Here is a 13,237-nt window from a genome sequence, read left to right as displayed (position 1 = left end):
CACATTTTCGCTCCTTTCTCACTCTTCACACTGTAACCGTTCGTCCCGTCATTTCACTCCTTATGCTATACCATATAATGGAAATTACGCAAATCTGCCCATTAGCTTAATGAAATAGCTGTCGAATTACAAAAAAAGCCGCTAAAAATAGCGACTTTCTTTGGGACCATGTTTTTGTCCTCGAGAATTAATCTCCCTTTACTTCATTATCGTTCGGAATTAATTCATACAATGCACGAACATCACAACCGATGGAATCGGCGATCGATATGGCCATTTTGAGTGGCATCACTCTTTTGTTTTCAATAAAGTCGTAAACCCGCTCCGGTTTGAAACGCAAGTCTTTTGCCAGCCATTCCGCTGACTTTCCGGATTCCATCAATCGTTCATTCAGTAAGCAACGTCCTAGTTCAAATTTCAAGCAGCGATGACCTCCCGCATAAGATAATCTTTAACCTTAAGCGTTGTCCATTGCCAGCATGGATATACTTTATAAAGGGCCCATAATGATGAAGTTTCCCATGCGTCTGTCCAATATGTTGGGCGAGTTCCAACGCCGGGCTATCGTCTTCCGTTAGTTTATTGATCCATTCTTTGAAAAAGGAGACAAGTCTATAAGATTTTTACGGCGTCGGCGGCAAAACTACGGCTCCATTCGCCTTGCCGTCAAGGCCAAGAACTTCGATTTCATCAAGGAAGACCCAGACGTTGACCGGGAATTCGACCTTGACGTAGCGGGCGTACACTTTATCGGCTCCCGCTTTTCCCGGTACGCCGTCTGCTGACCCGCTCCATTTCACGAATTCGGCAGAGACAGTATCATGTGCCGGTGGTGGGGAAACGGTCGCCAGTGTACTCCAGGTTTGGCCGTTCGTTGAAACGGAAAAATCGACGTTCTGAGGGAAATAGATGCCGGGTCCTTGATCCTGAAGAAAATGGGCTCTGATGGATCCGATCGATTTGTTGCGGCCCAAATCCAATGTGATGGTGCGGCTTCGTTCCTCAGGGTAGGCGCTTCCCGCATGACCCTGCCACTGCTCGTTACTGAAATCCATTCCGCCGAATAGGCCGTTCGTCAGTTCATTTCCGGAATCGGGATAGTTGCTGTTCGGCGGTCGCGAAATGGTATAGCTTAGACCTTGAGCCAGATTGCTAAGGCCCCAGTCGTCAGACCAAGTTTCCATGAGAACTTGGGCATAGGTATCAAGCACCGTTGCTGCCGGTGCCGATATCAATCCTTGCGCTTGCACGGCAGGGTCGTGAATGTGCGCGAGGAAATCCTGCATATACGATACGGCGTCCTTCGGCTTGTTTTGCTCCAGAAGCTGCTTGATGTTCTGCAAACGATACAACAACTCATTGCCAAAAACCGAATCGATCTCGCTCGATGCGACATAACTCCGTACCAGCTCCTCCATTGTCTCCGGCGTCGGGCTGCTGTCAATCGTGTACGTTCCGTTCAAGAACTGGTACAGCCAGTCGTACATTAAACGCAAGCTTGGGTCCTTGCTAACCCCTAAGTTGTATACAGCATTATTGCCTTGGTAATATGCTCTAAATCCATTCTGCATCAAGCCGGTTTCAACGCCGCTGTTCAAGTATTCGATATAACGATCGCGGAATACGCCCTCCGTCAGCATCCGGTCATCGAACTCAAGCTCGATCGACATCCCATATTGCTTGGCCAGGTTCGCGGCATCCTCCAAACGGTCGGAATCCATTTCGCCGAAGAAATAGTTAGGCTGTAGCGCCACGGCATCAAACCCTACCTCTTTCCACATAAAGCTTTTATAAGCCAAAGAGTGAGGAATCCAGAAAAATTTCAAGTTCATGTCATGAACTTTGCCGCTTACAGCTTTGAGCAAATCCGGACCTGTATCGCTTGTGCTGATTTGTTCTTCCAGCCAATACATGCCGACAAGCTCCAGATTGGAATAGTTCGCCTCCTGCCATCTTTGGCGGACCTGATCGAGCCACCACTGCATCGCTTTTATCCGATTGTCGAGCGCTTTCTCTTTGCCGACAACCGAGTCGTTAAAGCTTTCGGATACCCCGTCACCGTCAATGTCGCCAAAGTCGTTTACGTATTCCCCCGGGTTCGGTATCATGAGTACAACCTTCATCTTATGATCAGGCTGGTGCAGCTTGGCCCCGACTTCCACAGTAGCCTCATTCAGCTGCTGCATATCCCCTGCGGCTGCGAAGGTTTTATCCAAATACCAGTTCCAGTCCTCCAGGATCGTTTGTCCGACGCCGAAGTCACGGCCGGCAGGCGAAGCCAGTCCGAGATATAATATCCCGTCAAAAAGCCAGTCGACAGGCTCGCCATCTTGATTTACATAACTGATATTAGGGATAATCCGTTCTTTGTTCCAATCACCCAAACCATCTGCATATTGTCCGTTATACAGCAGATTCAGGTTCCGGATACCGGCCGTAGCTTCTCCCGGCTCCAAAAAACGAGGCGGTTCGGCAGGAACCTTTACCGCCCCCTGGGCCTTGCCATCCGTCCCTATAATTTCGATTTCGTCAATGTATTCCCATTGCGAAGGATGCATCGTAAAGGTTACTTTAACATAACGGGCATAAGCCAGCTTGCCGTCCGTATTCCCGCCTTTGATACCATCCCGGCTGCCGTCCCATTCAAAGGTTTCCTGTCTTGGCGGTCCTTCCCCCCAGAGCAGCTGGGTGGCGTTATGGGACAGCAGTCCCCAATTTTCTTTATCGTCGGAAACATACATCGAAACGGTTAAAGGAACGAGGATCGAGTTGGCAGGATAGTCTTGGAAGAAGTGAGCCGTAATCTTTCCGATTGACTTTTCCTCACCGAGATCAAAGACGACTTCCCGCGTTTTTCCACGCACATGTCCTACCCATGCCGTGTCGTTCATATCCAAGGTACCGTATTTTCCATCCGTAAGCTTGTACCCGCCGTCTGGACGCGACGCTTCTGGCTCCTCGGACCATTCATAAGGGAGACCGGCCGCCAGATTGCGGAATTGTATCTCCTCCACTGCCGAAGATGCACCCCTCTGGTTTGTATTCGGCGCTGAGGATGCTTGTTCCGCTTCCGGTTCCCCGGCATCCGTCGGCTGATCCGGTGCGAATTGTGGATCTCCTGCATCTTGTCCTTCCATCTGCGCTGCAGCTCCCGCCTGCGCAAGAACCACTTTTGGAACAGGCGATATCGCCTGCACCGCGGAAACCGGGGCCATCAGCAATACGGCTGCCAGCAGGGCGGATCCCCATTTCTTATTTGAAATCATCTGGTCAACTCCTTTTTTACTCTCGAGTGTTGTAGAAATGCCTAAAATCATTACCACATTGTGAAGAATACCTGAATGGATCCCCCCTTTCATGAAATATGGCATCAGCCTCATTTGGAACCGCTTTCAAAAACAAAAATTTCTCATTCCCCATTTCCTTCTTTGCTCGCGAACTTGTGCGGCATCCGGGGTACTCACTTTCCAAGCCCGGACGCCGTGGATGTCCGCCATCATTACGGCGCAGCAAGTGATTCCGTTCAATTTTGCCTATCCCACACACACATCGTTTTGAAGATTTCTACAATTAAACGCCCGCTTCTTCCTTGTGATACATCTCGGTCAGCTTTATGCTTCTGCCTTGCTGTAAACGGGATCGTTCGGAAGCGAAGGCAATCAAATGGCTTTGCAAGGAAGCTGTAGCCGATGTAAGTCCTTGGGACGGGTTGCGATCGAACTTATATACATTTTTAAGGAAAGAGCTCACCATGCGCTCATCGCCTCCGCCGTGGCCGTCTCCCTGCACGCTGCATTTCATTTCAATTTCTTCGCCCGTTGCATAGCGGTACAGCGTAAATGAGCCCTTATCCATGTCGCCGATGATCTCTCCCTGCGTGCCCATAATCTGCACTCGGCGAGTACCTCTCTGGGTTAATCCCGACATAATAAAGTTAGCGTTAGCGCCGCTGGCAAATTCCATATTGACGACCTGATGGTCAACAACATTGTTATCGCAGCGATAGACGCAGCGCCCGAACGGTCCTTCCTTAAGTGCCCGGATAATGCCTTCCTGTGACAAATCGTGCGTCATATAGCGCGCCCAATGATCGGCAGGTTGCTCCAAATACATTTTAATCGCTGAAAAGGCACATTCCCTCTCAGCTTCGCAACCGTCGATGCAGCGGTCCGTTGCACCCTCCGGCGCGTTCTCGGCTTTAAAATGAAGCAATGAGCCAAAGGAGCTGACCGCTGTGCACGGCTCATCCATCAGCCAGGAGATGAGGTCCAGGTCATGGCAGGATTTGGCCAAAATCATCGGGCTTGTTTCCTCGGAATTGCGCCAATTACCGCGTACGTAGCTATGAACCATATGGTGATAGCCTACGTTCTCTGTCAGCTGAATGGTGCCGATGGCACCCAGCTCCCCAGCCTCAATGCATTTCTTGATGCCCGACCAGAACGGGGAATAACGAAGCACATGCGTGACCACCAGCAAACGCTTAAACTTAAGGGAAGCCTGCTCCAGTTCTATGCATTCCCGCATATTCGGTGACATCGGTTTCTCCAGCATGACATGGTAGCCCAGCTCCAACGCTTTCAATGTCGGTATATAATGCATCCGATCAAGCGTGCAGATGATCATCACGTCGGCTATTTTTCCCTGCTCGAATGCTTCTTCCCAAGAATGATAAACATGCTCCTCAGCGATTTCATGAATCTCTGCAAAGCGTTGTCTGCGTTCATCATCCGGCTCGGCTACGGCAACAAACTTCAGCTCATTCGGAAATTTTTCCGCATACGGTCCATAGATGTATCTTCCTCTACTGCCTGCGCCTAATAGTACAGCCGTTAATGTTCTCAATGTTAGTCCCCCTTGCATGTACAATTGCATTATAATTTCATTGTAAGGGGTGACTCCGCGCATCAAAATAGATCATTGCTTACATTCCATATACATTTATTGACCTTGCTGCATCGTTTCGGTGCGGGCCGTCCGAAAATCCTGCGGCGTCATATCATTTTGCTTCTTAAAGAAACGGATAAAGGCAAGCGCTGAATTGTAGCCGAGCTTGGCGGCAATTTCATTGACTTTCATGGATGTATTGAGCAACATGTCCTTTGCAATGACATTACGGTAATCATTTACATATTTAGATAGTCCGATTCCCGTTATTTGCTTGTAAAGCCTTGATAAATAGGATGGGTTCAAGCTGACATAATCCCCAATCGCGGTTAGGGATATATCATCCGCAATATGCTCCTCTATATAACGATGCACCTTATTGACGACCTCCGCCGGCAGCTCTGTCCCTCGAATCGCATTCCATTCAAAAAAGCAGTCCGCGATTTGCCAATAATATGGAATGAGCTCCGTCCATGAAGCGGTCTCCTCCTGGCGGAACAGCATGTCCATATTCATCTGGGTATTCATATAGTCTCGCATGTCTTTATTTTTGTGCAAATGAGCCAGAAATACCGCAGATAGGAAATGGTACAACTCCACCTTGCGCTCATAAGGAGTATCCGGTTCGTTCCAGATGTCTGTCAATTCAATAAACAGATGATTAAACTGCTCGCGGTGATTATTTTCAAGACAGCTCATCAGCAGCTGTACGCGAGCGTGAAAAAAGCTGTCATGATAGCTGTTCACCTTCTCTTTTTCTTCGGACTTCTGAAGATCTTGATCGGTCATGATGACCTCATGGAACAAGCCATGGCCCTGCATAAGACCGTATTTCATCGCATGAAAACGATCCGACAGCCGATTCCATGGGACAGCCTCGCTGCCAATAAGAAAAGATACGGAGAGGCTTAGCAGCTTTTTGCTGGTTGCCTGTATCGTCTCCAAATGGCCGCTCACATAGCGGTATGCCCGGGTCCATTCCATCGTACCGGTATCCTCCGTTATCTCTGAGCCGGCTTTAGGCTGGAAGATCCATACCATTTTGTTCATATCAAATACGACGGAGAAGCAGCGCACATGGGCGGATAAATACTCATCGCCGATATTTTGAAGGGCGTAAGCGAGCAAAGCCTTATCCGGCGCCGTGAACATTTCCTTCCAGGCATCGATCCGGCCAATCAGTAAATAGACAGGCAGCGATGCGTCGAGCGGAATGTCCATTTCCGCAAAAGCGTCCCGAAGCTGCTGCCCCGTCATCGTCTTGCCTTGAAATAAGCCCCAAATATATTCCTTCTGCAAGGAAGGCATCGCTATTCTCATTTTGGACTGGGCACGCAGGATCATTTGAGCCTGTCCCTGCTCCTCTTCAATTTCCTCTATCGCCCGTTCAACGGTATGAATGATCTTCTCGTCGCTTTCCACTTTCAGCAAATAATCAAAGGCGCCAAACGTAAGGGCGTTCTTCGCATAGTGAAAATCATTGAACCCTGTCAATAAAATAACTTTGCACGCCGGCCACTGCGATTTGATTTCCTGCAGCAGCTCAATGCCCTCGATGCCGGACATCTTAATGTCCGAAATCACAATATCCATCCGGTGATGTGACAGCACCTCAAGCGCCTCTTCGCCGGAATAGGCCTTCATGACTTCAAGCGCCAAATGCTCCGTCTTCTCGAACAACTCCAGAAGACCATCTACAATAATCGGCAGATCATCCACGATTAAAAGCCTGTACATGGCGATTCCTCCTTAGCTCATGCTCAGTTTAATAATAGTTTGAAGCCCGCCAAGCTCAGAGCGTGATACGTCAATCCCATACTCTTCTCCATAACGAAGCTGAATTCTGCGATGAACATTAAGCAGGCCGGTTGTCTCCTCCATCTGGTTCGTTGAATAACGCAGCCTCTTGCCAAGCGCTTCGATCTCCTCGTCCGTCATGAACTCGCCGTTATCTTCTACATAAATGTATAAAGCATCATTTCGCAGCTTGCTGTGCACCCATAGCTCGCCCGTGCCGCGCAAATTGCCGAGGGCGTACTTGTAGGCATTTTCAATAATAGGCTGCAAAATCAATCGGGGGACTTCAATCGGCTGGGTTTCGACTTCAAACAGCACTTGGATTCGATCCCCGTAACAAATCGACTGCATCTCCACATAAATGCGGGAATGCTCAAGCTCCATCTCCAGCGGGATGTCGTCATCATGTTGCCGAGTAATGAATTGAAAATATTGCCCGATGTACAAACAGAACTGGTAGGCTTTTTCCTTCTGGTGATCGGATTTAATCAAGCGGCAAAGCACGAAAAAGCAATTATATAAAAAATGAGGATTAATTTGCGATTGCAATCTTTTCAGCTCCGAACGCTGATTGCGAATTTGCTGCTCATAATTTTCCTCAATCAATGTTTTCAAAGATTTCACGGTATCGTTAAAAGCCTGGTATAAATAGCCGAACTCATCCTTCCTGCGGTCGATCAAGATCGGCTCCAGCTCGTTTTGCTGCATGCGGCGGAAGGAACGCACCAGCTTGATCAGCGGTCGGTAGATTAACCGGATTAAAAAATAGGTAAAAAATAAAAAAATTAAAACCGCAAGCGCGCAAGCCCACCAGAACAAAGCTTTATATACCTGCAACGAACCGAGAATCATCTCCTCCGGTATGCTCGTTACCATGTATGAATTCCATAGGCTGGAATACTTGAATACGGTTAGATATCGCTTGTTGTTATAATGAATCGTATCATAGCCCTCATCCATTTTCGCCGCCTGCTTTTCAAAAGCCAGCTGCTTCATCAGATCATGAAATTCAAGGTCGGAGCCGCTATTGATTTCCCAGCCGCGCTCCAGATTAAACAATACGGTCTGGCCACCCCTGCTATTGCCGATTTGCGCTAAGGTTTCTTTCATTTTGCCGGTTGAGAGCTCGACGCCTACCACATAGAGCGGGTCTTCTTTGCCTGCAGGGTACTGCATCGTAATAAACAGCCGGTCCTGCCAATAAATAAAGGGCTCCGTATAAAGCTTCTTGTCTGGCTGCATCGCTTCATATTCTTCCGCATCCAGACTGGTTTCAAAGCTGTTGCTCAGCACCGTGCGCTCGATATGCGGAATGTACGCCTTCGCCTCGCGAATGAACGGACTGGAATTTTTCATTAAATCCAGGCGGTGCTGAATATCCAATATTTTATACGACCGCTCATAGGAGTTCATCTGCTCGCCTGTAGCCGCCACTTCCATTAAATCCCTGTCCATGACGTAGTTAGGCAAATATCGGCTGATCCGGTCTGCTTCCTGATCCAGGGAGTCTAAATAAAACCGCGTCGTATTCAATATTGAATCGGATATTTCACTGCGGATATGATCGGCTCCTTGCTCATTCATCATCCAGGTAAATGCCATAAGCGGCAGTAAGGCCGCCAAAAAGGCAGCCATTATTTTTCTGAATATAGAGGAATCCTGTAAAAAGAATATACTTTTCATCGTTTGTTCTCCTGTGTCTGAGATCTACGACCTTCTTTGTCTATTCTTTTACACTTCCCATTACTATGCCTTTGATGAAAAACCGCTGCAAGAATGGATAGACAATAAGAATCGGGAAAGCCGCTACGAAGATTTGTGCCGCCCTGCTTGTACGATCGGACAGCTGGAGCATGAGTTCCACATTTTCCGATTTAAGAAATCGGAAATCCATCTTAATAATAACGGTTTGCAAGAAAGTTTGCAGCGGATAATTTTCCGGATGATTCATATAAAGCATACCATCGAACCAGCTATTCCAATGTCCTACCATCGTAAACAGCCCCGTTGTCGCCAGTGCGGGCAACGATAGCGGAACATATATTTTCCAAAGTGTTGAAAAATGCCCGGCTCCGTCTATCCGTGAAGCATCCTCAAGCTCCCTGGGCAAATTGCGGTAAAAGTTCAATAGCAGGATGACGTTGAATACGTTAATCGCCATAGGAAACACCAGGGCTCCGAGAGAATCAATAAGTCCCAGGCTTTTAATCGTCAAATAGGTAGGAATGAGTCCGCCGTTGAACAAAATCGTAAATACGAAAATCCAGGCATAAACGGTTCTTAGACGAAACGTATGGCGGTCCTTGGATAAAGGATACGCCGTAACAATCGTTAACAGCATGCTTAATGCCGTCCCAACCACAACCCGTTGAATAGAAATGCCAAAGGCTCTTACATATTCAGGCTTGCCGAACACGTTATCATAAGCCGCCGTTGTAAACTCTACCGGCCACAGCGCAACCTTGCCGGCTGCCGCCGCCGAACCCGAGCTAAAGGAAATCGCCAAAATATGAATGATCGGCATTAAGCATAAAAATGATATAAACGCAAGAAAGATGAGATTGCAAACGAGAAAAGCCCTTCTTCCGAATGAGGGTTTAATAACCACGGTCTGTCTCCTTTCTGAATCACCGACTTTTCCGACATTAGAAAATACGGTAATTCGCTAGTCGGTATGCGAGTACGTAGGATACGGAAATGAAAATAAAGGATACGACGGATTTCAATAAGCCGACAGCTGTGGCAAATCCGAACTGGGCTTGCTGTATCCCCATGCGGTAGACGAAAGTATCAATGATATCGGCACTTTCATAAACCGGCGCGCTGTACAGGTTAAATATTTGATCAAATCCGGCATTCAGCACATTGCCGATATTAAGCGTAAGCATCAAAACGATGATCGGCATCATGCCCGGCAGCGTCACGTGAAGCGTTTGTTTCCAGCGGCCCGCACCATCGATTTCAGCGGCTTCATAAAGCGTAGGATTAATTCCTGTCAACGCCGCCAAATAAACAATGGTCCCAAATCCAAATTCTTTCCATACATCGGAGATAACCATGACATAAGGAAACCAGTTATTGTCGCCAAGAAAGAAGATCGGCTTCATGCCGAACCATCCAAGCAGCTGGTTCAATATGCCGGAGGAAGGAGACAAAATATCGACCAAAATACCGCTCAGCAGTACCCAGGATAAGAAATGGGGCAGATAGACCAGGGTTTGAAACGTTCTTTTCATCCATTCTCTGCGCAATTCATTAAGCAAAATAGCGATGGCGATCGGCACGAACAAACCGGCAACGATTTTCATTACGGCAATATATACCGTGTTAAAAAAGATACGGCCGATATCCGGATAATCCATTAACAGCTGGAAGTTCCTCCATCCGATAAACGGGGAGCCGAACAACCCTTTATTCGGCACATATTTTTGAAAAGCCATCATGATTCCTGTCATAGGAATGTAACTAAAAATAACAATCATAGCTAAACCCGGCAGCAGCATCAAATGAAGCGGCCATTCCTTCTTCCACACGCGCGTCAGACTCTTCATATTCTCACCTCGCTGATTCACTTATCATGCTGTGCATTCCCTTGCTCAAGAACCTGATTGTTCTTAAAAAAAGGAGGGATTGCATAGATTCAATCCCTCCTTTGCGCTACAGATCCTATTGAAGCGATTGATACCACTCGTTAACTTCTTTCGTGATTTCATCGCCGCCAAGCTTCTTCCACTCTTCAACGAATGTATCGAACTCGTCTACGGATACTTGGTTCATCATGATTTTGATGAATATTTCATCACGTTTCTTCGTTAAGATTTCTTGACGGTCTGCCATCGTCGGCGTAGGGGCGCCGTAGAATTTGTTTTGCAGGTATTCTTTGTTTTGCTGGATTTTTGGGTTATGCGATACCGCTCCGTTCGGCCCCGAAATCAGCACTTCCCACCACATATTGATATCGCTACCATCGATAAATTTCATCGCACGTTCATAACGACCCTTCTGGTCTGCAGTTTGAAGAATGCTAGGATCTTTCGTTTCGATCGCTTTCGGCAGAATTTCGCCGTTGTTATCCATCTGTTTGCCTACGCGAAGTGGGTTCAGCAGCCAGTAGTTGTTGCCTTTTTCTTGTTTGTCTTTACCATACAGATAGATTTTTTGCTCATCTGTCGGATCCATCGTATTATCAACGACGATCCATTGGTTCAGCAATTTGATAACGCCTTCAGGATGCTTGGCTTGTTTAGAGATCACATAGTACTCGTCAACACCAAGACCAATTTGATTCAATGTAGGCTTGTTGTCTACGGAAGGGATAGGGAACACTCCCCATTCTTGAACAACCTTCCCGTCTTTCACAGCGCCCTGCACAAGCTGCGCCGGTGTCCAGGAAGCACCAAATACCATGCCGATGCTGCCGTCGTAGATGAGCTCAGCGGCTTTTTCCGTATCTTTAACCGCAAACTCAGGATCGATCAACCCTTTTTTGAACATGTCTTGCAGCGCTGCAAGCGCCTGCTTCATCTCGGGCTGGATATCACTGTTCATCAAACCGCCGTTCCCATCTTCCATCCAAATGTTTTCATAAGCGTGATAGCCGTTCAAGAACGCTCTCAGACCCGTAACGCCTGTCTCGATACTAAATGGGTTTTTGCTGACCGCAATACCGTAAGCTTGTTTTGTGCCGCCAGGATTCTTGGTTTTGAACGCTTCGGCAATTTTTATGAAATCATCCATTGTTTTAGGCTCAGGCAAGCCAAGTTCTTTCAGCCAGTCTGTACGAACGAACAAGTATTGATAGTTGAACGGGTTGTATGAGCTTGGAATCCCCATCATTTTCCCGTCGATCATCGCAGTTTTCATCTGCATGCCGCCGTCCATGGTCAGAAACTTTTTCGTCTCTTCCGTAGCATGCTGATCATAAATCTCTGTCAAATCCATAATCATATCCGCTTCCGTTAGCTCCTTAAGCTGTGCTGCGTTTACAAGCAAGAAATCCGGTAGATCGTTGGAAGCAATCGCAATTTTTACTCTCTCTTTAAATTGGCTTATATCTGCAATCCACTTGTTTGTAATTTTGACACCGATATCTTTTTCATAAGCGTCATACACTGAGTTTTTGTCGAAGTCTTCACCTTCGTCAAATTTCAAGTAAGGATCGCTTGGCGAAACCGTTGAAACCTCAATGATATCCTTGCTGTTTCCTGTGCCTGTCGTTTGGGTCGGTTCCTTGGAATTTCCAGGTGGTTGGTTTGGCTCAGACGACGTTTTGAAGCCGCAGCCTGTAATCGCCAATGCAAGCGTCAAGGAGATCATGACAAGTGCTTTTTTGCTCTTCAAATTTTACCCCTCCGGTACATTTTGTTTAGTTTTCTGCAAATTGTATTGCAGTCTTTCATAATTCCAGTATAGAAAGAAGCCCCCCGCTGTTCTATATACTAGTCTTTACTTTCGTATACACCTCTTGACACCAGGCAAAAAGTAAATAATTACCGTGAATTGACGTTTGCAGCGGCGGCGTTTACTTTTCAATTGAAACACCTCAAAATGTATGTATGAAAGTAAATAACAGTATCTGGTTGAAGGCATCCCTTGTCTATATACTTAGCATATAAATTCATGATTGTCTGGAGGCGTTGGACATAATGAGACTTCATATTGCCTATGACCATCCCATTGCTATCAATGCTTTCGAATGGACCCCTGCCACTTATCGGCAGCCGCCTCATGTGCACGCAAGTCTGGAGATCGGTCTCTGTTTAACAGGGAAAGGCTATTTTTTCTTTGGCAACAAACAATATGCAGCTAATCCTGGCGACTTATTCCTGGTCAATAATGAAGAACGGCATATTGCCCAATCTGCCCCCGACGACCCGAGCCGCTATCTTTTTATTAATTTTGATCCCGCGCTGCTGCTAGCGGAGGAGCCCGGTCTTCTGCTGCCATTCTCCTATCGCTCCACTCATTTTTGCAATCGTATTATGGGCGGCACACCGATCGCCAAACAGCTTACGCCTTGGGTGCTGGCTATAGCGGAAGAGCTGCGGGAGAAGTCCCCGGGTTATTTGGCAATGGCCAAAAGCGCGCTTATTCAGCTGTGCGGTCGTCTTCTTCGACATTACGACGGTTTGCTGACCGATGATGAGCGTCATCATATGGTACATTCCGTTCGCCAGGCGCAATCGCTGGCCGCTTTGGTTGAGCATCGTTACCACGAGCCGGTTAGCTTAGGAGAACTGGCTGATGAACTTGGTATAAGCGTCTCGCGCGTGAGTCGGGCGTTTCTGGAAACGACCGGTTATCGTTTCTCGGAATATGTTTCCTTGCTGCGTGTTCAGGCTGCCAAGCGGGAATTGGCAGGAACGGACAAAGCTGTTGCCGATATTGCATTCGAATGCGGCTTTCAAAGCCTTCCGACCTTTTACCGTGTTTTTAAAGAGACTGTCGGCCTGTCTCCGATCCGTTATCGGCAATCTAGAGGGATGACGGAATGAGCAAATAATGAGAATAATGCTTTCCTAATTTGAGAAGCCATTGTCGTCATGGCTGGTTA

General features: G+C 47.4%; 9 protein-coding genes. 1 reads left to right on the top strand and 8 read right to left on the bottom strand.

From position 1 onward, the window contains the following. Nucleotides 1-187: 187 nt before the first annotated feature. From ACETK5_RS11450 to ACETK5_RS11415, 8 genes are all read right to left on the bottom strand, one after another. Nucleotides 188-421: a transcriptional regulator gene (locus ACETK5_RS11450; protein ID WP_100537293.1), complete on the bottom strand. Its 234-nt coding sequence runs from the start codon at nucleotides 419-421 to the stop codon at nucleotides 188-190. Between the two features lie 202 nt (nucleotides 422-623). After that, a complete protein-coding gene (locus ACETK5_RS11445; protein ID WP_394055708.1) occupies nucleotides 624-3,266 on the bottom strand; it encodes a DUF4855 domain-containing protein in 2,643 nt (880 codons plus the stop codon). Between the two features lie 304 nt (nucleotides 3,267-3,570). Next, a complete protein-coding gene (locus tag ACETK5_RS11440) occupies nucleotides 3,571-4,845 on the bottom strand; it encodes a Gfo/Idh/MocA family protein (RefSeq protein ID WP_394055706.1) in 1,275 nt (424 codons plus the stop codon). A 96-nt stretch (nucleotides 4,846-4,941) separates the two neighbouring features. Further along, nucleotides 4,942-6,624 (bottom strand): response regulator, encoded by a 1,683-nt coding sequence (locus tag ACETK5_RS11435; RefSeq protein WP_394055704.1) that lies wholly within the window; start codon nucleotides 6,622-6,624, stop codon nucleotides 4,942-4,944. A gap of 12 nt (nucleotides 6,625-6,636) precedes the next feature. Further along, nucleotides 6,637-8,367, bottom strand: a complete 1,731-nt coding sequence (locus tag ACETK5_RS11430) for a sensor histidine kinase (RefSeq protein WP_394055703.1) — start codon at nucleotides 8,365-8,367, stop codon at nucleotides 6,637-6,639. Nucleotides 8,368-8,407: 40 nt separating this feature from the next. Continuing rightward, nucleotides 8,408-9,292, bottom strand: coding sequence for a carbohydrate ABC transporter permease (locus tag ACETK5_RS11425; RefSeq protein WP_127592939.1), 885 nt, complete (start codon nucleotides 9,290-9,292; stop codon nucleotides 8,408-8,410). Between the two features lie 37 nt (nucleotides 9,293-9,329). Further along, nucleotides 9,330-10,235: an ABC transporter permease gene (locus ACETK5_RS11420; RefSeq protein ID WP_394057400.1), complete on the bottom strand. Its 906-nt coding sequence runs from the start codon at nucleotides 10,233-10,235 to the stop codon at nucleotides 9,330-9,332. Between the two features lie 115 nt (nucleotides 10,236-10,350). After that, on the bottom strand, nucleotides 10,351-12,024 hold the full coding sequence (locus ACETK5_RS11415; RefSeq protein ID WP_394055701.1) for an extracellular solute-binding protein: 1,674 nt from the start codon (nucleotides 12,022-12,024) through the stop codon (nucleotides 10,351-10,353). A gap of 305 nt (nucleotides 12,025-12,329) precedes the next feature. On the opposite strand from ACETK5_RS11415, the gene ACETK5_RS11410 reads away from it, so the two are divergent. Continuing rightward, the gene (locus ACETK5_RS11410; protein WP_394055699.1) at nucleotides 12,330-13,178 is read left to right on the top strand and encodes a helix-turn-helix transcriptional regulator; all 849 of its coding nucleotides are present in this window, start codon (nucleotides 12,330-12,332) and stop codon (nucleotides 13,176-13,178) included. Nucleotides 13,179-13,237: the final 59 nt, after the last annotated feature.

Source organism: Paenibacillus ilasis (assembly GCF_043195395.1).
Classification (GTDB): domain Bacteria; phylum Bacillota; class Bacilli; order Paenibacillales; family Paenibacillaceae; genus Paenibacillus_AQ; species Paenibacillus_AQ lautus.
Note: the sequence above shows the minus strand (reverse complement) of the source record. Positions and strands in the feature narration are given on the sequence as shown.